A 21,259-nucleotide genomic window follows, 5' to 3' on the forward strand; every position below is an offset into this window, starting at 1 on the left:
TTTTATTGTTTGATGATGGCAAATGCCTTCTCTAATTTTTCGATATTCTTTAATCCTGGTTCAATTTCAAACCGGCTGTTCAAATCAACTCCATAAAATTGCGGATGGTTGATATTTTTTACCTCTTCAATATTTTCAGGGCCAAGTCCGCCTGATAAGAAGAAGGGAACATCCAGACTGTACTGATCTAAAATGCCCCAATCAAATGTTTTGCCCGATCCGCCGTATTCTTTCGTTTTGGTATCGAACAGAAAAAAGTCGACATTGTTGGCGTAAGCTTTTAATTGTTCAAAATCAAAATCTTCGTTAATACCAAAGGCTTTAAGTATTGTAACCTTACCTTTAAATCCGGCGCAAAACTCCGGGCTTTCATTGCCGTGCAATTGAATGGCTTCGAAACCATATTCAGCTATCAGACCGTTGATGTTTTCGGCGCTCTCGTTTACAAAAACACCTGTCGTTTTTATTCCTTCAGGTAAGCTTTTCAAAACATCGGCGGCTAAACCGGCCATGTACCGCGGCGATTTTCCGTAGAAAATAAAACCCACATAATCGGGTTTTAAAGCGGTAACCGCTTCAATATTTTCAGGATATTTTAAACCGCAAACCTTAATTTTCATGGCTTAGTTTTGGATTAGCCTATTAAAGCTTAATAATGCTTTTTTGCTCAACAAAGCTTCTTCTGCTTCATAAAAACAATCGGCAAAAGTTTTTTCGGGGTTGATGGTGCGGATGGCCAGCGCAGCGTTGGCTAATACTACATTGTTTTGTGCCGATGTGCCATCGCCCTTTAATACATTGCTAAATATCGATGCCGATTCGCTTACGGTTGATCCGCCTGCAATTTCTTCGGGATTTAATTTTTCAAAACCCAGGTCTTCAACCGAATTGATCTTTTCCCCATCGGCCGAGAAAGTTTTAAAATCGCAGGTAAGGGATACTTCGTCGTATCCTTCAAGCGCGTTTACGATGGTATAATTAGCATCTGATTTTTGATACAGGTAAGCATAAACCCGTGCCAACTCCAGGTTAAACACCCCAACCAATTGGTTTGAAGGTTTTGCAGGGTTAACCAGCGGACCAAGCATATTAAAAAATGTTTTCACCCCTAACTCCCTGCGGATAGGAGCAACAGTTTTCATAGCTGGGTGAAAAAGCGGCGCGTGCAGAAAACAGATATTAGCTTCATCGGCATTGCGTTTCAGCTTATCGGTATCGTTAGTAAACTGGTAACCCAAAAACTCCATCACGTTTGATGAACCACAACCTGATGATACACCGTAATTACCATGCTTGGCTACTTTATAGCCTGCACCTGCAACCACAAAGGATGCCAGGGTAGAGATATTAAAAGTATCCTTACCATCGCCGCCGGTACCGCAAAGATCAATAAGATCATTAGTACCAAGATCGATAGGCAAACAAAGCTCCAGCATAGCATCGCGAAAGCCTTCCAGCTCATCAACAGTAATACTCCGCATGCAATAGGCGGTCATGAAGGCAGCCATTTGCGAGTTATTGTACTGCCCCTGGGCAATATTCATCAAAATATTTTTCGACTGCTCCCTTGTAAAGGTTTTGTGCTCAAAAAGGTGATTTAATATCTGTTTCATGATCCCTGCCCCTAATGGGGGAGTTAATTGTTTAATACTGTTTTATTTTCAGCCCCGCCCAAATAGTTGGGGCAACAAAAAAGGGTTGCCGTATGGCAACCCTCCTGAATATATCTTGTTAAAAAACAAACATGGAATTGCCTTACGATTACTCGTTAAGCCACCACCAATTGTTGTTTAATTTTATCATTGTTGTTTGTTGGCACAAATATGGAAATAGTTTTTATAAAAACAAACAGAATGATAAATTTACCATGAAGCCTATAGCTTTTATATAAAATGTCGATACGTAAAGAGAAAATTAATCCCGAAGATGACCTTGGCTTTGGCACCCAGCCGGTTATTAAAAGTCAGCCGGTTATTAATAAGGATGGGAGTATTAATGTAAAACGTACCGGGCTTCCATTTTTTAACACATCCAACAATTACCATTCGCTTATTACCATGAGCTGGCATAAGTTTTGGGTTATTGTATTTAGCGCCTACTTTGTAGTTAACATCATTTTCGCGATCATTTACTTTTCATTGGGACGTGATGTGTTGGATGGCAAAAGCGGCAGCACTGATTTTGATAGGTTTATGGATGCCTTCTTTTTTTCGGCACAAACCATATCAACGGTGGGTTACGGGCATATCAGTCCGAAAGGCATCATCCCCAACACCATTGCCGCACTCGAATCCATGATGGGCTTATTGGCTTTTGCTTTGGCTACAGGTTTATTGTACGGGCGTTTTTCACGGCCATCGGCCAAGATCATGTATAGCCGCAATGTATTGATAGCACCTTATCGAGATGGTGGTAAAGGACTAATGTTTCGCCTGGCCAATCAGCGTAAAAATATTCTGATAGATCTGGAAATGGAAGTGGTTTTTAGTTATAACGATGAGGAGAATGGCAAAACCGTCCGCAAGTTTTTTCAGTTAGAGTTGGAAAGGAAGTTTGTGAGTATCCTCACCCTGAACTGGACAGTTGTACACCCGCTTGATGATAATAGCCCGATCAGAGATATCAACCCTGAAGAACTGGAACGCAGACAGGCTACCCTATCAGTAATATTAAAAACCTTCGATGATACTTTTTCGCAAACGGTGCATTCCCGCACTTCTTACACTGCCGAAGATTTTGTATGGGATGCTAAATTTAAGCCTGCCTTTGAAAGGGATGAGACCGGGCGGGTGGTTTTGGATTTGAGCAGGATAAGTGAATATGACGCTTTGGGTCATTAGGTCATTGCGTCATTAAGTCATTTTTAAATAGCTATTAAAGAATCATGTCGAAAAAACGAATAAAGGCAGTCCTTAACAAAATCAGGAAAACAAAACCGGCAATAAGGGTTCGTATTAGTGAAAATGATCCAGCTGTAGGTTACATTTATCTCCCCAATCATCCCAAACCATCATCCGGCTGTGTAGATAACACCATATCAATAACAGAAGTACTCCCAAATTATAAAGGCGTTCCTATATATCTTGATTTCAAAGATGGAGAACTAATAGGCATAGAAATAGTCCCCTAACCCACTTTGCAACAATGACTCGATGACCTAATGACTCAATGACCTATCTTAACAGGGGATCCCTCTCCTTAGTAAAATGCTTATAAACCATTTTATCCAAAAACGCCGGAACAAATTTGCTTAACGCCACGGTAAGTTTACCCTGACCTGTTAGCGTCAACGTACGCGAGCGGTTTTCAACGGCATCGGCAATGTGTTTGGCCACCTCGTCGCTGCTCATCATTTTTTGTTCTTCGAGGGTGCTTTCACCTTGTTGTTTACCGTCTTTATTAAGGGCGCTGTTGCGAATGTTTGATGCGGTGAAGCCCGGACAAGCCGTTAGCACATGTACTCCGGTTTTCAGGTTTTCAATACGCAATGAGTCTAAAAAACCATTCATAGCAAATTTAGATGCCGAATAGCCTGAACGGCCCGGCAGTCCTTTATAGCCTGCGATGGATGATACCCCTACTATGCTGCCTTTGGTTTTAACAATTTCGGGCAGGGCGTATTTAATGCAGTTTACCATTCCCCAAAAATTAACGTCCATTACTTGCTTAAGTACATCAACTTTGGTATCCTGGAACAGGGCACGCATGGTGATACCCGCGTTATTGATCAGTACATCAACTTTACCAAATGTGGTTAGGGTTTGCTTAATAAGTTGCTTGCAATCTTCCTCATTGGTAACATCGCATTCAATAGCGAGGGCTTTTATTTTGTATTTCTGCTGTAGATTTTCGGTAAGTTGGCAAAGGGTAACATATTGGCGTGCTGCCAGTACCACATGAGCGCCGCGTTGAGCGCATTCATAAGCGAGTGATTTACCTATGCCGGACGATGCACCGGTAATTATAACAACTTTATCATTTAACTTCATACGAAGGCGGTATTAGCTGGGGGATGCCTTCAACCTTAATTTCGGGCACCTTAAATAAATATTTGGTGGCGAATATAATCATCGCTCCATAATATTCCTTAACGTGTTTCCAGCTAAATTTAACCTTGTTTTGTATATCGAAGTTGATAATATATGTTTTGCCGAAGTAGTAATTTTTGAAACCGGCCAGTTTTATCCTATACGAATAATCGATATCATATCCGTAAGTGTGAAAATGCTCGTCCATTAAGCCTGCACTATTTACAGCGCTGCGGCGTAGTAACATAAAAGCACCGTTTACCACATCGGTTTCGGAAGTTTGAAACTCATCTACCCAATCCTTACTTGGCGGGTTGTTCAGCCGTGATTTTGAGAAATAACGAGCCAAGCCGGTAAGCCTGAAAAAAGCTTCCCAGGGGCGGTTGAAGCCCCGTTTTGATTCTTTCAGGAAGCTACCCTCTGGGGTGATCATCCTTACACCCAAACCACCGGCATCGGGGTGGTGATCCATAAACTCAAGAGCCTTCTCAACAGTCTTCTTGCCTGTAATTGTATCCGCATTGACCAGTAAAATATACTCCCCTTGCACCTGCCTCAGGGCCTGGTTATAGGCCTTGGCAATGCCCTCGTTTTTATCGTTGGCAATGATGTTGATATCCTGAAAATCATTGTTAAGCATGGCGATAGAACTATCCACAGAAGCGTTATCAACCACAAAAACCTCGTGACTGATGCCCTGTGCCGCCCTGATGGCTGCATTGAGACCAATCCGGAGCAGGTTACATGCGTTATGGCTAACTACAACTATTGATAATTTCATGCTATTTAGATAGTGAATTTTCGTACGGTACACGGGTAGCGATCGATCTGCCGAGCGTTATTTCGTCTACGTACTCTAATTCACCACCAAAAGCTATGCCACGGGCTATAGTTGTGATAGGAATGTTGAAATTTTTTAATTTTTTATGAAGATAGAACAGCGTAGTATCCCCCTCCATCGTAGCACTGAGGGCAAAAACCACTTCGCGCACCTCCTTATCACCGGTTTGTTTCAGGCGCTCAACAAGGCTTTCCACTTGCAAATCTGACGGCCCAACGCCATCCATCGGCGATATTAAGCCACCTAACACGTGATAAACGCCGTTAAACTGGTTGGTATTTTCGATAGCCATTACATCGCGGGTATCTTCCACTACGCAGATGAGGCCATGGTCGCGGCGGTGTGATGAGCAAATCTCGCAGACCTTTTGATCAGAGATATTATGGCAAACCTCGCAAAACTGAATTTCATTTCGCAGCTTAGATACCGCCGTGCTGAAACGCTCCACATCCTGCTTATCCTGGTTAAGCAAATGCAGCACCAAACGCAGGGCGGTTTTTTGCCCCACACCCGGTAATTTAGCAAATTCGGCTACAGCATTTTCCAGTAATTTGGACGAGAAATTCATTGTGCGAAGATAGGGATTTTAAGTCGGAAGCACTAAGTCAGAAAGTCCGTAGTCCCAATCGCGAAAAACGGAACTTCCAGCTTGTGGTCGGTGTTTTCTCCGCACCACTTTCATGGGCTATTGTTTTCGTTTAAAACGATGTAATCTCTCCTAAATCATGCGGTACGGTGAAAACACCGACCACAGGCTAACAACACGTTGTTAAAAACTTAAGATTGTCAAATTCACTTAGGTATTTGTATTTTGCAAGAAAACTTTCGGACTCCGAACTTCGGACTTCCGACTTAAACACACGCCTATGTCGCCCGGAGTATTATTATCATTCATTATCGGTTACTTTTTGGTATTGCTCATTATTTCGTGGCTCACATCCAAAAAATCATCGGATAATGATACTTTCTTTGTAGCCAACCGCAACTCCAAATGGTATTTGGTAGCCTTCGGAATGATAGGAACGGCGCTGAGCGGGGTTACTTTTATTTCGGTGCCGGGCAAGGTTGGTTCTGATCAGTTCGCTTATTTTCAGTTTGTATTGGGTAACGCGGCGGGCTTTATAGTGATTGCTACCGTATTACTACCCTTGTATTACCGGCTTAAATTAACATCAATTTATAGCTACATCGAAGGCGCTTTAGGCACCTGGAGTTATAAAACCGCAGCAGCCATATTTTTAGTAAGCCGGGTTATAGGTTCGGCATTTAGGTTGTACCTGGTGGTTATTGTATTGCAGAAATTTATTTTTGATAGCTATCATATTCCTTTCGCGGTTACGGTGTTGATCTGCTTGCTGCTCATCTGGTCGTACACCTTTAAAGGGGGATTAAAAACCATTATCATTACCGATAGTTTGCAAACGTTTTTCCTGGTGCTTTCTGTTTTCCTGTCGATATACTTCATCTGCCAAAGCCTGCACATGAATATTTTTGAGGCAGCTGAAGCTATTAAAAACAGCAGCTACTCCAAGATCTTTTTCTTTGAAGATTTCGCGGCCAGCAAGCTACATTTAGGCAAGCAATTTTTCGGTGCGCTGTTCATTACCATCGGCATGACGGGCCTTGATCAGGATCTGATGCAGAAAAACCTCAGCCTAAAAAACATTAAAGAAGCACAAAAAAACATGTTCAGCTTTGTGGGGGTATTTGTGGTAATCAACATCTTTTTTTTAAGCGTTGGTGCTTTGCTTTACATGTACGCTGCCAAAAACGGCATCAGCGTAGCCAAAACCGATTATCTGTACCCTACCATAGCCCTGCAATATTTAGGCGTGGTACCGGCCATGGTATTTATGCTGGGTTTAACGGCTGCAACCTTTGCCACTACAGATTCGGCGCTTACCGCTTTAACAACTTCTTTTTGCGTAGACTTTTTAGGCTTTAACAAACGCGCCGACGTAAACACCCCAAAAATGGTAGCCGTGCGGCACTGGGTTCACATAGCCTTTTCGGGGTTGATGTTCCTTACCATCATAATATTTAATGTTATTAATGATGATGCCGTGGTTAGCGCAATATTCACAGTAGCCTCTTACACTTACGGGCCGCTGTTAGGCTTATATTCGTTCGGCTTGTTTGTGAGCAACAGGCAGGTGAAGGATAAGCTGGTGCCTTTTATTTGTATCCTCTCTCCTGCTATATGTTATTTATTAAATGCCGAATCAAAAAAATATTTAGGCGGATATGTTTTTGGTAACGAACTCATCATTGTAAACGGATTACTTACTTTTGTTGGGTTGTTGCTTACATCATCACCTAAAAACAAATTAGCAACCACATAGTTAAAACAAAACTTCACATACAGAACAGATATGACCGGAGAAGATAAAATAAGACAAGCATTCGAAAACAAAGACTGGCAGGAAATTAAGGTAACCGACTCCTGGCAGATATTTAAAATAATGGCCGAATTTGTTGACGGCTTTGAAAAACTGGCCAAGATTGGCCCCTGCGTATCCATCTTCGGATCGGCACGTACTCATACCGATAACAAATACTACCAACTGGCCGAAGATACCGCCCGCCTGCTTACCGAGCATGGCTACGGTGTAATATCGGGTGGTGGTCCGGGTATTATGGAGGCGGCCAACAAAGGAGCTTACGAAAACGGCGGTAAATCGGTAGGTTTAAATATCGAGTTGCCTTTTGAGCAGTTCCACAACAAATACATCGACAGGGATAAACTGATGGAGTTTGATTACTTTTTTATCCGCAAGGTAATGTTCATGAAGTACTCGCAGGGTTTCATTATCCTGCCGGGTGGTTTTGGTACGATGGACGAATCGTTCGAGGCTATCACCCTCATCCAAACAGGTAAAATTGCCCGCTTCCCAATCATCTTTGTGGGCGTTGATTACTGGAAAGGCCTGTTTGATTGGGTTGAAGATAAAATGCTGAATGATCAACATAACATCAACCCGGATGATTTGAACCTTTACCGCGTAGTTGATACCCCGGAAGAAGCGGTTGAGCATATCACGCGTTTCTATAACAAATACGTGCTTAAGCCGAATTTTTAAGAGCATACCAAACAAAAATGCCGCTCCATTGGGGCGGCATTTTTACTTGATATAGTTTTAGGTTTGCAATAGTAAAACTCATCTGCTTTCAGCCTTAAGCGTTCTGCTTTCAGCTCGAAAAACTATTTCATATTTTCTTTCGACGCAGGCGATGCATTGGCAGTCTCACCCAATTCCTTAACCATATCTACAGCTGCACTTACTTCTTCCAAAACAGCTTCGTCCGATCCGCTGTATCCTCTCATGCTAAACCTGATATTGCCATTTTTATCGATCACAAACTTGGTTGGGATAGCCTCAACCCCAAATTGAGATACAACTTTCGATTGACGGCCATCGCTGCCTTTTTCATCAAATAGCACATTAAAAGTGTATTTATTATCTGCAATAAATTTCTTTACGTCATAGGCATAGTTATCGCCGTTTTCCCAGGTATCGATAAACAGGAATTTTACGTTAGGGTCGTCCTTGTATTTATTCACTGCCAACTGCATCCCCGGGAACGATGCTTTGCACGGGCCACACCAGGTTGCCCAAAAATCAACCACTACGGTTTTGCCTTTCAAGTCTGCCAAAGAAACTGTACTACCGGTAAAATCTTTCAAGGCAAAATTAGTAACCGGCTTATTGATCATCTGTTTAGCCAAGTCTTCATGCTTCTTTTGATTGGAGATCTTGTTTAACCCGGCAAAATACTCATCGAAACCTTTATCGTTTTTGTTTAGGCCGATGTAAGCTTTTTTCACCTCTTCGTTCAATACTTTAGTTCCCCTACCCCCTTTTATCCCTTTTTCGGCAACAGCTTTTGCCTCGGCGTATTTACCCAAAGCATTCAATGTTAAGGCATAGTGTTCGTTGGTGGTTGGGTCGTTTTCGGTATCATAATCAAAAACTTCTTTCTGGTATGGCAAGGCTTCGGTATATTTTTTTTCGCGATACAGAATATAGGCATAACTATCCTCGTACATGTTGTAGGTATCCTTGTTTAGTTTTACCAATGCTTTTGGCGAATAGTATGGCATCGGTTTTGGTGCTTTAGATGCTTCTTGCACAATATCTAACGATTGTTTGGATAGTTTTTCGGCCAGCTCGAGCTTTTCGCCTTTTTCGGCCCAATCATAAGCTATATTATTATAGCTACTGGCCAGATTAGTTTTATTTTTGATAAGGCCTACATATTTTTCATAACCCTCATTATTACCGGCGTTTAAATAGCCAACAGCTATTTGGGTGCGAACATAATCGAGGTTCAAATTTTTACTTTCAGGAAAAGCTGCAATAAAAGATGTGTAAATTGAGTCTTTCTTTGCAATATCCCTTTCCCTCACCATCGCAAAAACTGTTTCATTCTCAACAGTCTCTCCTTTCGGGAATTTGGCTTTCAAAATATTACTTAATGAATCGGCAGATGTCTTTTTGCCTAACCATGTGTAAATATTGGCCGCCAGTTGTAAATCAGTTTCCCTGGTGCTTTTTTCAAACTCCTTTACCTTATCATTTAAAATGGCGATATATGGCGCTTCCTTCTTTTTGCCCAATAAATAATAGTAGGTGTAATCGTATTTCTTCTCTCCGTTAGGATAAACTTCCTTTTCTTTTTTAAACAAGGCTAACGCAGCATCCATATCCGGTTTTATCTTGGCGAAGTTGGTGCCAACCCCACTTAATATAATGTAAGCCTCAGATTCATAAGCGCCTTCAATTGGCTGCTTATCTTTATAAACAGGAAAAATGTATCCTTTGTCGCCGTTGCTATCAACATCATTACCGCTAAAAACCCTGACAAAAAAAGCCTTTGCTGCAGATGGAATTGTAAACTCTCCTGCAAGGGTTTGCCCCGAAGCTTTTAAGTCGACATCCGCTACGGGATAATCCTTGCCATCCATAAAAAACACCTGCGCGCTGATATCCTTTTTACCAGCCAACAAGGAGCCCTCAGGTTTGTAGGCAATTTTAATTTTCTCGGTAGCCGAAGGATAGTTATCTGATAATTTAAGATTGTTGTTTTGCGCGAAAGCGCTCTGCATAGCCAACAAGGCCGGCAGCAGCAATACTGATTTGTGTGGTTTCATAGGTTTAACTAATTTTATAGTTGAAGTTAGATACAAATAATTATAAATACAATTATTTTAACAATTATTAACCTTAATAATTTACTTTGCGGTATGGACTCCGCCCAAAATAAACCTCAAAAAGCCCTTGGCTTTATTTTTATTACTTTACTGATAGATGTAGTTGGCTTAGGTATCATTATACCCGTGCTGCCTAAACTAATTGAAAAACTGATCCATGCGGGCTTAAGCGAGGCATCGTTATATGCCGGTTTTTTAACGCTGGCCTACTCGGTAATGCAGTTTTTATTTTCACCGCTGATAGGTAACCTGAGCGACAAATATGGTCGCCGACCGGTGTTGCTGTGCTCTTTATTAGGTTTTGGGGTTGATTATCTTTTCCTGGCTTTTGCTCCATCTATCGGCTGGTTGTTTTTAGGCAGGGCTATTGCAGGTATCACCGGCGCAAGTTTCACAACTGCTTCGGCCTATATTGCCGATGTTAGCACGCCCGAAAAACGGGCACAGAATTTTGGGATGATCGGTGTAGCTTTCGGTCTTGGATTTATTATTGGTCCGGCTATTGGTGGTGTGCTGGGTAAAATGGATGTACAATATCCGTTTTTCGCGGCGGCAGGTTTGGCTTTTTTAAATGCTATTTACGGTTACTTTATCCTGCCCGAATCTTTGGACGACGCCCATCGTCGTCCCTTGGATATGAAAAGGGCTAACCCGATGGGTTCGCTGCTTCAACTTAAAAAGTATCCGTCGGTAATGGGGCTGGCTCTATCGCTGTTCCTGGTTTACTTTGCCGGGCAGGCCGTACAAAACGTGTGGACTTATTTCACCTTCGAAAAATTTAAATGGGGCGAAGATACCGTAGGCTATTCGCTCGCCTTTATCGGCTTAATGATAGCCCTTGTACAGGGTGGTTTAATGCGGATCATACTCCCTAAATTGGGTATGGAACGTTGCATTTGGGTTGGGCTGCTTTTATACAGTGTTGGCCTTATCTTGTTTGCAATGGCAACGCAAGGCTGGATGATGTTTGCCTTTATGGTGCCTTATGCACTTGGTGGTATTGCCGGCCCGGCACTACAGGGCATCATGACCAACCAGGTACCGGCCAACGAGCAAGGGGAACTACAAGGCGGTCTTACCAGTTTAATGAGCCTGAGCGCAATTTTTGGCCCCTGGGTGATGACTACCTTGTTTTATTATTTCACTAATGATAAAAGGCCGTTCTTTTTGCCGGGGGCACCATTTATTTTAGGTGCGGTACTGATGCTGATCAGCGCGTTGCTTGCTATCCGTAATTTTAAAAACGTTAAAAAATCATCGGCAGAGAATTTTGATGCCGCTACACCATTGCATTGATCTTCTATTTTAAACAATAATGACCTTTCCTGAATTATCAGGGAGGGCCATTATTGTTTTATCGTGTTCATATCTTCTGCAAATAGTGACCCTGCCTGCTGTTAATGAATGTTAAAAGAACCAACCGGGAGTTTAAAGCCGAAGAAGGCGTATCCCCTGCCACTTTCTGTGTTAATGCCGTATCCTAACTGCAAAAAATCTTGAAATAGGGTAAAAACGCCTCCTATACCCAGTTCTGCCGCGCCATCGCCATTAAAATCAAGTCCTGAAAAGTTTAGGCCTACACCCGGGGCATATAATTTATGATAGTTTAAGCTTTGACGGCTTTGCTCGGCACTTTTCCAAAAGCCTTTTAACAGGATACTATACGAGGGTGCATATCGGAAAAACGCCTTATCGTCAGAACGTTTAAAGGATGGTGTAGGGCTAACAAATAAAAAGCCTACGGCTGTTCGGGCATACACTTTACAGAAATACAAGTTGTAATGAAGCTGTTCACGCTCGGTTAATTTTTTGCCGGCCTGGCCCGAAGCAAGTTTAATGGTTACCCGATCGCCCAGGTTTCGGGAGCCCGCAATATTCAGATCAACAACAGCCACGTCAGGTAAACTATCAATTGATAGTTGTTTCACTTTTTCGGTAAATTCATAGGCCGAGGCCGCAAGGTCATCTCCTGCGGTTAGCTGTTCTAAAATATCTTTTGCTTTTAGGGGGATGTTTTTAAAATCAAAAATTATACTTTGATATAGTTTAGGAAACAGCGACAAGAGACTCGTGATCTCAGGCCGCAGATCTGCAACTGCATTTTTTACATGCCCACGAATAGTTGCGGAGTCCGCAACGAGGTTGGTTTTTAAAGTCAAGCCGGATGCAAGTAACTGTTCGGCATCATCATTTATCTGGTTTAATAGCTGAAAGTTATCAGATGCTGCAGGTTTGGCGTATTTATCGGCTATGCCCTCTGCCAGTTGTTTAACATCATTCACACTTTTCAACAGGTTATCAAACTCGGTCTTTAATCCGCCGAGTTCGGCATTGGTATGTTGAGCAAGTGCTTGTATTTTATTATAAACTATCAACAGGGTATCATATGAACCCAATTTGGTAACGCTACCAGGTAGTTCGGCTAAGTTGGCCTTAGCCAGTTTGATCACGGCGGGTAAACCGCTGGTGTTTGCCGTATCTACTAAAGATGAGATCTCTTGTAATTCCTTTTTTTGATCAGCGGTAAGGTTTATCTGGAAACGCTCGACTGTTGTTGGTGCTTGTGGCTCGTAGGTATCAAATCCGGGAATATGTATAGGAGTTGCTGCCTGTTTTGTTTCGAGCCAGGCCCCCAGCTGCACAACAGTACCGTTCTTTTTAGCTTCCTGTAGCAAACGGGTTTGCAGATCTGTCAATAATAAATTAGCGGTTTTAGCAAGATCAAGGTAGCCCTGCTGAACGGAAGCAGGCATACCGAAGCGCGCCCTTATGGCCCGTGCTTCAGGGTCGCGATTGATCACATTGGTTAGCGGGTACAATTGCTGCATACTGGTGAAGTAGCCTTTTTTTTGGGGCGAACTACTGTAAGCGGCTAAAGCATCGTTAACAATTTTAATAACTTCCGTTTCTCCTTTTAACACCTTTTTGATACGGTTCATCCGGAAGGTAATATCCTGGCTCAGCGCCGAATTATCCAGCGCAGCAAGGGCACCTTTATCAATTTTTAGTTCCAGTTTACTATTGGGATCAACAATAATATAACCGGGGTTAAAGTCAATCCTTTTACCGTCCTCATCAATTTCAGTTACTTTTATAAAGAGTTTACTATCCGGTCCGGACTGAGCGGTTGTATCACGCCTTGAGGTAATTCCTGTTTTGCCTTGTCCATAAACACGCCCAATGATCAATACCACGATCATTAAACTTAATAGTGATTTGGTTTTCATTTTCAATCGGGATAAGTTTCAGCCAGTTCGAAGCCTAATTCTGCATTTAAAGGGTCGTAATCTCCATAAATCTCTACAATAGTAGCTTTAGGCGATAAAGCGATCGCACACCAATCATCAAAGTTTAGCTGTTGCGCATCATCTGCCACCGCCAACGCTCGTAGTTTTAATTCCAGGGAAGCCGTGTTAGTGATACGCATCACAAATCTCGGTGTATTTGAAAAAGCCACCTGCAATGAAGCGCTGGCAAGCGCATTAGCCTCAGCACTATTGCCAAGCACGGCGAAATAACATTTGTTTTCATCCTCAAACGCGGCATCAAATTCGGCCGCGGTATTTACGGTTATTAAAGGATTTGACATAGTAATACAGTTTAAAGGTTAAGGCAACGTGACCCTACTCACAAAAACAATTTATAGGTTCAATTAGGATCAAATAACAGATGTAAATAAGCCTACTACTTTCGCAATTAATGATATTGAAGCAACATAGGTACCAGAAGGACGTAATAAAATTAAGTTACTACTAACCGGCGTTAGTTGCCACAACTCATACGAACAAGCGATTCATTTTTATTGAAACCACTCTTCAATAAGCATCCCTCTAATTTTAAACAAATGTACAGCTACCACGTTATCAGCCATCAGTATAATCACGGTAATTACCCACGTAATATTACGTTATTTAAATAGCTATTTAATAATAAATAAACTACTTTGCCGCCATTAGGTAAGTATTTAAAAACATGGTGACTGACGATATCAGTACAGAACTTCGGGCAGTTACATACTACGAAACTAACTATAAATTAAAGCCAAACTTTTAGCCTGTTTAAACCTTTATCATTATTAATGAGTGCCAAACCTAAAAAAAAACACACCGCCGCCTTAGGGTTTATCTTCATAACGCTTTTTATTGATGTGCTTGGCCTGGGCATTATCATCCCGGTTATGCCCAAATTGCTCGAAACACTGGGCCACGTTGACGTGAGTACCGCGGCGCAATATAATGGCTACCTTACGTTTACCTATGCTTCAATGCAATTCCTGTTTTCATCTTTTTTGGGCAACCTGAGTGATAGGTATGGTCGTAGGCCGGTGTTATTAGGGTCATTGATCGGTTTTGGCATCGATTATATTTTTATGGCCTTTGCCCCTACCATTGGCTGGCTGTTTATAGGCCGGGCCATCGCGGGCTTTGCCGGGGCAAGCAACACCACTGCAACAGCTTACATTGCCGATATCAGCACAGGAAAAAACCGGGCGGCCAACTTTGGATTGGTAGGCGCGGCATCAGGTCTGGGTTTCATTATCGGTATAGGTACAGGCAGCTTTTTGGGCGAATTGAATGTTAAATTCCCATTTATGCTTGCGGCAGGGCTGGCGCTGATCAATGCCATATATGGCTATTTTGTATTGCCAGAATCATTGGCCATCAAAAACCGCAGACGCTTTGAATGGAAAAAATCAAACCCGATAAGTTCTTTACGTAATTTAGGCAGATACCCATCTTTAACCGGTTTGATAGGAGCTTTCTCTTTAGTATATATTGCCCAAAAATCGGTTGAATATGTGCTATCATTTTATGTTACCGAAAAATTTGACTGGACACTAAAAAGCATCGGTTTTTTAGGTTTTTTTATTGGGATTGTATTGGTAGCGATACAAGGCGGGTTGATCAGGCTTACCATCCCCAAATTTGGCCAAGAGAAAAATATTATAGCCGGATTATTGTTTTATACCATTGGCTTAACCCTCATTGCTTTTGCCAACCAAGGCTGGATGATGTATGTATTTATGGTACCGTATTGCCTTGGCGGTATTTCGGGGCCATCATTGCAAGGCATGATCACAGGTACTGTGTCGGCCAAAGAACAGGGGGAACTACAGGGTTCACTCACCAGTATCAGCAGTCTGGCAGTTATTATTGGTCCGCTGTTGATGAGTTCAGTTTTCCATTTATTTACGCATCGTAATACATCTACTTATTTTCCGGGTGCTCCTTATATTTTAGGGGCAGTGTTGATGTTGATAGCTGTTTTTTTGGCGGTGAAGAGTATTAAGAAGAATAGGTTGAGTGATGTAAAAGAGGTGAAAACGCTACCGTAAGCTCGAGTCTAAATCGACGAGAGTTCTAAAGATATTTTGAGCTAACACAACAACATTGGCCGCTCATTTGCCGCGGAGGCTGTTACTTTTGGCTTGGCCCAAAAGTAACCAAAAACCCAAGACAGAAAAAAGCTTCAGCCCACGAGGCCATACGCCCGGCCCGCTTTTCTGTCAGCCCCACGCACTTTTGATAGAGGTAAACACGATCTGTCTTCTTCTCTCTTGATTCCTGATATCCTGACTCTGGTCTGTCTTATTATTCTATCCTGATTCTTGACTCTTGATGTCCTGCCTCTCTCCTCTTACCTCAGTCCAATCCACTCACCCCTCCCGATATTACAAACTTCATAATATCGGCAGCGCTTTTATCTATCGGCTTTACCTTATCGGCAGCAATAATAACTACCTGGCCTGCAAAAGAGTATGAATATGGAAAATACACGGCAACCTCGCCCGGCAGGCCTATCTTAGCCAGATCTTTCTGAACCAGGAAACCTATCTTCTTTAAGCCGAACTCGTTTACATCAACCAATACCGGTTCGTTAAACTTTTTCTCTTCGCCTACAAAAGCTTCAGTAAGGTCTTTTATTGATGAGTACAGGAAAGCGAAAATAGGCAAACGTGCAAACCAGCGCCTGAACCAGGCTTTTATTGGCTCTGTAATAACATTGGTTACCAGCACGCCCATCACCATGATCACCACCACCACGTTCAGGATGCCTAAACCGGGGATGTAGATATGCTTACCTGCTTTATCAACCCACAGATCGCTCAGGTTAAGAGCTTTATCAATGCTCGCCACAGCCCAATACATCAGGAAAATAGCCGCACCAACCGGTACAACTACCAGCATGCCCTTTACAAAATACCTGAATAATGCCCGTGCTACCCTGTTCATTTAATAACTCAATTTACTCGTAAAAGTACACTCTTTTTACCCTTTGCGAAATATTAGTTAGTATTTCATACGGGATGGTGCCTATCTGCTTAGCCAGTTCTTCAATGCGTTGTTCGGCATCGAATATGATCACCTCATCGCCTTCATGCACGTCAAGGCCGCTTACATCAAGCATACACATATCCATGGTGATATTGCCCACTGTTGGTACAAGAGTGCCCTTTACCAGCATTTTGCCTATACCTTTTCCGAAAGCCCGTAGATAGCCATCGGCGTAACCAATCCGTACGGTGGCAATTTTACCATCTTTGGGTAAACTGCCGCTACGGCCGTAACTAATGGTATCGCCCGCGTCGATCTTTTTCACCTGCGCCACACTTGTTTTTAAGCTTGCAATGGGTTGCAAGCCTGTATCAGATGCAGGAACTGATGAATCAATTCCATACAAGCCTATCCCTAACCGCACCATATCATAATGTGCCTGCGGCCAACGGGTAATGCCCGAAGTATTGCAGATGTGTTTGATCACTTTATAACCTAATGTCCGCTCTATCTCTTTAAAAGCCTTTTCAAAACGCTTGATCTGTTTTTTGGTAAACTCGTCATGTTCTGGTGCCTCGCTTGCTGCCAGGTGCGAGAATACGGATTGAACCCGTACATACCGATTAGCTTCCAGCATATCGCATAGTGTTTCTATCTCATAACCTTCAAAACCGAGGCGGTGCATTCCTGTATCAATTTTCAGGTGAACAGGATAGTTAGCAATATTACGCCCGATGGCGTAGGTCACAAAATCGTCCAGTAAACCAAAGCTGTAAATAACCGGCTCCAATTTGTATTCTATCAGTTTATCAAATGCCGAAGCTTCGGGGTTGAGCACTTTGATGGGTAGATTAATGCCAGCTTGTCGCAAGGCTACGCCTTCGTCGATGTAGGCAACCGCCAGGTAATCAACCTTATTGTATTGCAGCATATTGGCTACCTCGAAAGTGCCGCTGCCATAGCTAAACGCCTTAACCATGGCCATCACTTTTACACCCGGTTTTAGTTTGGAGCGATAAAAGTTGAGGTTATTCAGCAAACTATTCAGGTTGATCTCCATAATGGTTTCGTGCGCCTTTTGGGCCAGCGCACGGCTTACCTGCTCAAACTCAAAACTGCGCGAACCTTTAATCAGGATAGTTTCATCCTTAAAAGCAAGCGACTTTAATTGCTGTAACAGCGTGGTAGTATCTTTATAAAAATGCTGCTCGGCTACATCGAAATACTGTTGATGCGCCTGCAAAGCCTCGCCCACCCCAACAAATTTATCCACCTTTTTGGTGCGGATCAATTCGGCTACTTGCTTGTACAATACGTCTTGTTGAAGTCCGGATTGATAAATATCCGACAGGATGAGTGTTTTTTTCTGATGCTGATTTTGCTGCGATAAAAAGTTAAGCGCTATCTCCAGCGATTGCAGATCGGAATTGTACGAATCATCAATAACCGAACAATTATTTACGCCGTTTTTTAATTCGAGGCGCATGCTTACCGGGGCGAGGCGTTCGATGCGTTTATCAGTCTCTACTGCGCTATAGCCCATGGCCAACATGGTTGCCCAACAGGTAATAGCATTCTCTACCGATGCCTGATCTGTAAAAGGGATCAAGCATTCAATTTCTTTAGCCTGGTACCGTGCCCGCAGGTAGTAATTTTTGCTGATCACCGTCTCGCTGAAAACATACAGGTCGGCCTCACGGAACTTGCGGCTCCAGGTAAAAGTTTCTTTGGCGGTGATATCTTTCTTAAAATCCAGCAGCTGATCATAATTATGAATTAGCAACTTGCTGTTTTTAAACAGCAGCAATTTTTCAAGGATCTTTTGCTTTGGCGATTCAAAACCCTCATCATGCGCCGGGCCGATATGGGTAAGTACACCTATTTCGGGCTTGATGATGGCTTCAAGATGCTCCATTTCATTAATGGTAGAGATGCCCGCTTCAAAAATACCCAACTCGTTGCGCTCATTAATTTGCCACACTGAAAGCGGCACGCCAATTTGCGAGTTATAGCTTTTAGGGTTGCGTACAATATTTTTATCGGCCGAGAGCAACTGATACAACCACTCCTTAACAATGGTTTTGCCATTACTACCCGTAATACCTATCACCTGCAAATCAAAACGACTGCGATGATACGCGGCCAAAGCCTGCATAGCAGCCAGCGGATCAGGAACCAATAAAAAGTTAGCGCCCGGCAAGTTAAACTCAGGACCATGCTCCACTACAAAATTACGCACACCGGCAGCATAGGCCTCGGCAACAAACTCGTGCCCGTTACGCCTGCCACTAAGCGCAAAGAACAGGCCCTCGGCCGGGTTGTTAATGCGGCGACTATCGGTGAAAAGAGCGCTGATAGTATGATCATGTACGATATTGCCGCTTGCGTTTATAATTTCCTTAATAGCTGTTATAGTATATGTAGTGTTGGGCATGCTGCTAATTTGGAGATATTTAAAACAAATAGCATAATTTTTAACGAATTTTGACGTGTGATGGACCAGCCGCGATCTATAAAAATTACCGACCCTAAAGTTGGCCTCGCCAAAGCCGAGCATTATTGCGCCTACCAGGAACGCTCGCAGCAAGAAGTACGCGACAAACTTTACGAATGGGGGTTATGGCCAGATGCCATCGAACAAATTATCAGTCAGCTTATTGAAGGCAATTTTTTAAACGAGGCCCGTTTTGCCAATGCCTACGCGCAAGGCAAATTTAACCAGAAAGCCTGGGGCAAGATCAAGATAAAGCAAGGCCTTAAGTTAAAACGGGTGCCTGATGTACTGATAAAAAAGGCGTTGCTTGGTATCGACCTTGACGATTACTTAGCCGCACTCACCCGCCTTTTGCAAAAAAAGGCAAGCACCGTGACCGAAAAACACGAACTGAAACGCCGGTACAAACTACAGCAGTACGCGATGAGCCGCGGGTACGAAGCCGAGTTGATCGCTGATGTTTTGAAAAACAGCGGGTTATAAACTATTTTAAAAAAAGTGAAAATTTTTCTTGCAGGCTATTCAATTCTGCCTATATTTGCACTCCCGCAAACGAGATAGGCAAACGGTTAACGAAAGCCAACTCTGAAAGCGAGGAATACCAATGCGAAAGTAGCTCAGTTGGTAGAGCACGACCTTGCCAAGGTCGGGGTCGCGAGTTCGAATCTCGTCTTTCGCTCAAAGCCCTTCGATAACAAAGAAGGGTTTTATTTTAAGAGGTTAACACCCGCTCAGATGGTGGAACTGGTAGACACGCAGGACTTAAAATCCTGTTCCCGTAAACGGAGTGCGGGTTCGATTCCCGCTCTGAGTACAAAAGCAGAGTAAAATCGCTTCAAAAGCCCTTAAATCATATGATTTAGGGGCTTTTTCTTTTAAAACCCCTCCAAAAGATTCATTCAACCGCATGTTTTCGTTGAACGATTCGTTGAACTCGCAAGAGTATTCAAAATCGTTCAACGAAAAGCTCACAACATACTGTATGTCAACCTGTTCTACAGGCGAACATCTTGATAAAAAGGCCATCAAAATCGACATTTGTTTAACTTTTTTATTGAATGATTATGTTGGAAAAAAGCTTCGGGTTAATGTTCTTCATGCGCAAACCCAAAAACAGCCCAAATGGTATTTATCCTATCTACCTGAGAATTACAGTCGATGGTAAATCCAGTGAGCTATCTACCAAAAGAAAATGTCACACTTCTACCTGGAGTGCAAAGACCGGACGGTCAACCGGTAGCAAAGAAACGACCCGGGAATTAAACACCTTCCTGGATACACTTACACAGCAAGTCTACCAGGCAAAGCGGCGACTGATGGAAGCTGATAAAGAACTTACAGCCGAGGCCATCAAAAAGAATATGACAGGTGCCGATGAAGAGAAAAAAACAATCATTGAAGTATTCAATAAGCATAACCAACAATTGAAAGCGCTTGAAGGGAAGGAATTTGCAAGCAATACCATCAAGCGATACGCCACAACACTGGAGCATACAAAAAGCTTCCTAAAATGGAAATATGGCGCAGAGGATCTTGACATCAGAAAACTGAATCATGAAACGATAGCAGAATTTGATTTCTGGCTGAAGGGCATTCAAAAATGCAACCATAACTCAACCATGAAATATCTGTCAAACTTTAAAAAGATTGTTTTAATTGCAGTTAAAAACAAATGGCTGTCATCTGATCCCTTCGCAAACTTCAAATTCACTAAAAAGCCTGTTCAGCGACACGCTTTAACTGAGTATGAGTTAAATGCCATTGCTACCAAAAATTTCAATAACGAAAGATTACAAAGCGTAAGGGATATTTTCGTTTTTAGTTGCTACACTGGTCTTTCTTATGCTGATGTCCAAAAATTACGGACAGATGAACTGCATATTGGCATCGATAAAAATCTATGGATTTTTACTAATCGGCAGAAAACCGGCGCTTCGACAAGAATGCCACTCATGCCAGAGGCTCTAGCCATCATTGAGAAATATAAAGCGCATCCAAGATGCGTTGTAAGCGGATTACTCCTGCCTATTTTAAGCAACCAAAAGATGAATTCTTATTTAAAAGAAATAGCTGATACTTGTGATATAGATAAACCACTTACATTCCATATCGCAAGGCACACATTTGCTACTACGGTTACATTGAGTAATGGAGTTCCCATAGAAACCGTTTCTAAAATACTCGGACATTCATCGATTAAACAGACACAACATTATGCTAAACTTACTGATAATAAAGTCAGCGACGATATTAATCAGTTGATCACCAAACGCCATCTAATAGATTGATATTAAACATCCAGCATTTACAATCACTAAAAACCTAACGTAATGGAGGATTTGATAATACTGAAGAATATAGACAACCAAAAGCAGCATAAGGTATATTATAAGCTTATGCTGCTTCAAA

At 42.4% G+C, this 21,259-nt stretch carries 18 protein-coding genes and 2 tRNA genes; 10 read left to right on the plus strand and 10 right to left on the minus strand.

Annotated features, from left to right (window positions below; genetic code table 11):
- Positions 1-2: 2 nt before the first annotated feature.
- Together AAFN85_RS28760 and trpD are read right to left on the minus strand one after the other, a co-directional pair.
- Positions 3-620: a phosphoribosylanthranilate isomerase gene (locus AAFN85_RS28760; protein ID WP_347531422.1), complete on the minus strand. Its 618-nt coding sequence runs from the start codon at positions 618-620 to the stop codon at positions 3-5.
- Positions 621-623: 3 nt separating this feature from the next.
- On the minus strand, positions 624-1,613 hold the full coding sequence (gene trpD, locus AAFN85_RS28765) for an anthranilate phosphoribosyltransferase (RefSeq protein ID WP_347531423.1): 990 nt from the start codon (positions 1,611-1,613) through the stop codon (positions 624-626).
- Between the two features lie 279 nt (positions 1,614-1,892).
- On the opposite strand from trpD, the gene AAFN85_RS28770 reads away from it, so the two are divergent.
- Together AAFN85_RS28770 and AAFN85_RS28775 are read left to right on the plus strand one after the other, a co-directional pair.
- Positions 1,893-2,840, plus strand: coding sequence for an ion channel (locus AAFN85_RS28770; protein WP_347531424.1), 948 nt, complete (start codon positions 1,893-1,895; stop codon positions 2,838-2,840).
- A gap of 44 nt (positions 2,841-2,884) precedes the next feature.
- A complete protein-coding gene (locus AAFN85_RS28775) occupies positions 2,885-3,130 on the plus strand; it encodes a hypothetical protein (RefSeq protein ID WP_347531425.1) in 246 nt (81 codons plus the stop codon).
- A gap of 43 nt (positions 3,131-3,173) precedes the next feature.
- Here AAFN85_RS28775 and AAFN85_RS28780 read toward each other — a convergent pair whose 3' ends face one another.
- The 3 genes from AAFN85_RS28780 to recR are packed head-to-tail and all read right to left on the minus strand — an operon-like array spanning position 3,174 to position 5,437.
- On the minus strand, positions 3,174-3,989 hold the full coding sequence (locus tag AAFN85_RS28780) for an SDR family oxidoreductase (RefSeq protein ID WP_347531426.1): 816 nt from the start codon (positions 3,987-3,989) through the stop codon (positions 3,174-3,176).
- Positions 3,976-4,809 carry a glycosyltransferase family 2 protein gene (locus AAFN85_RS28785; protein WP_347531427.1) on the minus strand — a complete coding sequence of 278 codons (834 nt, stop codon included), beginning with the start codon at positions 4,807-4,809 and terminating at the stop codon, positions 3,976-3,978. Before AAFN85_RS28785 ends, AAFN85_RS28780 begins: the two co-directional genes overlap by 14 nt.
- Before the next feature lies 1 nt (position 4,810).
- Positions 4,811-5,437 (minus strand): recombination mediator RecR, encoded by a 627-nt coding sequence (gene recR, locus AAFN85_RS28790; RefSeq protein WP_347531428.1) that lies wholly within the window; start codon positions 5,435-5,437, stop codon positions 4,811-4,813.
- 298 nt (positions 5,438-5,735) lie between these two features.
- Between recR and AAFN85_RS28795 the strand changes: the two genes are divergently transcribed.
- Together AAFN85_RS28795 and AAFN85_RS28800 are read left to right on the plus strand one after the other, a co-directional pair.
- Positions 5,736-7,211 carry a sodium:solute symporter gene (locus AAFN85_RS28795; protein ID WP_347531429.1) on the plus strand — a complete coding sequence of 492 codons (1,476 nt, stop codon included), beginning with the start codon at positions 5,736-5,738 and terminating at the stop codon, positions 7,209-7,211.
- A gap of 30 nt (positions 7,212-7,241) precedes the next feature.
- Entirely contained in the window at positions 7,242-7,949 is a 708-nt protein-coding gene (locus AAFN85_RS28800; protein ID WP_347531430.1) for a TIGR00730 family Rossman fold protein, read from the plus strand.
- Positions 7,950-8,071: 122 nt separating this feature from the next.
- Here AAFN85_RS28800 and AAFN85_RS28805 read toward each other — a convergent pair whose 3' ends face one another.
- Positions 8,072-10,021: a TlpA disulfide reductase family protein gene (locus tag AAFN85_RS28805; protein WP_347531431.1), complete on the minus strand. Its 1,950-nt coding sequence runs from the start codon at positions 10,019-10,021 to the stop codon at positions 8,072-8,074.
- A gap of 93 nt (positions 10,022-10,114) precedes the next feature.
- Between AAFN85_RS28805 and AAFN85_RS28810 the strand changes: the two genes are divergently transcribed.
- A complete protein-coding gene (locus AAFN85_RS28810) occupies positions 10,115-11,377 on the plus strand; it encodes a TCR/Tet family MFS transporter (protein WP_347531432.1) in 1,263 nt (420 codons plus the stop codon).
- Positions 11,378-11,478: 101 nt separating this feature from the next.
- Here AAFN85_RS28810 and AAFN85_RS28815 read toward each other — a convergent pair whose 3' ends face one another.
- Positions 11,479-13,308 carry a hypothetical protein gene (locus AAFN85_RS28815; protein WP_347531433.1) on the minus strand — a complete coding sequence of 610 codons (1,830 nt, stop codon included), beginning with the start codon at positions 13,306-13,308 and terminating at the stop codon, positions 11,479-11,481.
- 2 nt (positions 13,309-13,310) lie between these two features.
- Positions 13,311-13,670: a hypothetical protein gene (locus tag AAFN85_RS28820; protein WP_347531434.1), complete on the minus strand. Its 360-nt coding sequence runs from the start codon at positions 13,668-13,670 to the stop codon at positions 13,311-13,313.
- 489 nt (positions 13,671-14,159) lie between these two features.
- On the opposite strand from AAFN85_RS28820, the gene AAFN85_RS28825 reads away from it, so the two are divergent.
- Positions 14,160-15,416: a TCR/Tet family MFS transporter gene (locus tag AAFN85_RS28825; RefSeq protein ID WP_347531435.1), complete on the plus strand. Its 1,257-nt coding sequence runs from the start codon at positions 14,160-14,162 to the stop codon at positions 15,414-15,416.
- Between the two features lie 307 nt (positions 15,417-15,723).
- On the opposite strand, the gene AAFN85_RS28830 is transcribed toward AAFN85_RS28825, so the two are convergent.
- The gene (locus AAFN85_RS28830; protein WP_347531436.1) at positions 15,724-16,314 is read right to left on the minus strand and encodes a DUF502 domain-containing protein; all 591 of its coding nucleotides are present in this window, start codon (positions 16,312-16,314) and stop codon (positions 15,724-15,726) included.
- Between the two features lie 13 nt (positions 16,315-16,327).
- Entirely contained in the window at positions 16,328-18,790 is a 2,463-nt protein-coding gene (locus AAFN85_RS28835; protein WP_347531437.1) for a bifunctional UDP-N-acetylmuramoyl-tripeptide:D-alanyl-D-alanine ligase/alanine racemase, read from the minus strand.
- Positions 18,791-18,850: 60 nt separating this feature from the next.
- Here AAFN85_RS28835 and AAFN85_RS28840 point away from each other — a divergent pair, with 60 nt between their 5' ends.
- The 4 genes from AAFN85_RS28840 to AAFN85_RS28855 all read left to right on the plus strand — a co-directional run bounded on the left by AAFN85_RS28840 (position 18,851) and on the right by AAFN85_RS28855 (position 21,138).
- Positions 18,851-19,333, plus strand: a complete 483-nt coding sequence (locus AAFN85_RS28840; RefSeq protein ID WP_347531438.1) for a RecX family transcriptional regulator — start codon at positions 18,851-18,853, stop codon at positions 19,331-19,333.
- Between the two features lie 123 nt (positions 19,334-19,456).
- Positions 19,457-19,529: transfer RNA gene (locus AAFN85_RS28845), tRNA-Gly, on the plus strand.
- A gap of 50 nt (positions 19,530-19,579) precedes the next feature.
- Positions 19,580-19,664: transfer RNA gene (locus tag AAFN85_RS28850), tRNA-Leu, on the plus strand.
- Positions 19,665-19,908: 244 nt separating this feature from the next.
- On the plus strand, positions 19,909-21,138 hold the full coding sequence (locus tag AAFN85_RS28855; protein WP_347531439.1) for a site-specific integrase: 1,230 nt from the start codon (positions 19,909-19,911) through the stop codon (positions 21,136-21,138).
- Positions 21,139-21,259: the final 121 nt, after the last annotated feature.

The sequence above is a fragment of the Mucilaginibacter sp. CAU 1740 genome (genome assembly GCF_039839285.1).
In the GTDB taxonomy this organism is placed as follows: Bacteria; Bacteroidota; Bacteroidia; order Sphingobacteriales; family Sphingobacteriaceae; genus Mucilaginibacter.

Coding starts and splice junctions, on each gene's coding strand:
- AAFN85_RS28760 (WP_347531422.1), bottom strand. CDS start 620: ATGAAAATTAAGGTTTGCGGTTTAAAATATCCTGAAAATATTGAAGCG.
- trpD (WP_347531423.1), bottom strand. CDS start 1,613: ATGAAACAGATATTAAATCACCTTTTTGAGCACAAAACCTTTACAAGG.
- AAFN85_RS28770 (WP_347531424.1), top strand. CDS start 1,893: ATGTCGATACGTAAAGAGAAAATTAATCCCGAAGATGACCTTGGCTTT.
- AAFN85_RS28775 (WP_347531425.1), top strand. CDS start 2,885: ATGTCGAAAAAACGAATAAAGGCAGTCCTTAACAAAATCAGGAAAACA.
- AAFN85_RS28780 (WP_347531426.1), bottom strand. CDS start 3,989: ATGAAGTTAAATGATAAAGTTGTTATAATTACCGGTGCATCGTCCGGC.
- AAFN85_RS28785 (WP_347531427.1), bottom strand. CDS start 4,809: ATGAAATTATCAATAGTTGTAGTTAGCCATAACGCATGTAACCTGCTC.
- recR (WP_347531428.1), bottom strand. CDS start 5,437: ATGAATTTCTCGTCCAAATTACTGGAAAATGCTGTAGCCGAATTTGCT.
- AAFN85_RS28795 (WP_347531429.1), top strand. CDS start 5,736: ATGTCGCCCGGAGTATTATTATCATTCATTATCGGTTACTTTTTGGTA.
- AAFN85_RS28800 (WP_347531430.1), top strand. CDS start 7,242: ATGACCGGAGAAGATAAAATAAGACAAGCATTCGAAAACAAAGACTGG.
- AAFN85_RS28805 (WP_347531431.1), bottom strand. CDS start 10,021: ATGAAACCACACAAATCAGTATTGCTGCTGCCGGCCTTGTTGGCTATG.
- AAFN85_RS28810 (WP_347531432.1), top strand. CDS start 10,115: ATGGACTCCGCCCAAAATAAACCTCAAAAAGCCCTTGGCTTTATTTTT.
- AAFN85_RS28815 (WP_347531433.1), bottom strand. CDS start 13,308: ATGAAAACCAAATCACTATTAAGTTTAATGATCGTGGTATTGATCATT.
- AAFN85_RS28820 (WP_347531434.1), bottom strand. CDS start 13,670: ATGTCAAATCCTTTAATAACCGTAAATACCGCGGCCGAATTTGATGCC.
- AAFN85_RS28825 (WP_347531435.1), top strand. CDS start 14,160: ATGAGTGCCAAACCTAAAAAAAAACACACCGCCGCCTTAGGGTTTATC.
- AAFN85_RS28830 (WP_347531436.1), bottom strand. CDS start 16,314: ATGAACAGGGTAGCACGGGCATTATTCAGGTATTTTGTAAAGGGCATG.
- AAFN85_RS28835 (WP_347531437.1), bottom strand. CDS start 18,790: ATGCCCAACACTACATATACTATAACAGCTATTAAGGAAATTATAAAC.
- AAFN85_RS28840 (WP_347531438.1), top strand. CDS start 18,851: ATGGACCAGCCGCGATCTATAAAAATTACCGACCCTAAAGTTGGCCTC.
- AAFN85_RS28855 (WP_347531439.1), top strand. CDS start 19,909: ATGATTATGTTGGAAAAAAGCTTCGGGTTAATGTTCTTCATGCGCAAA.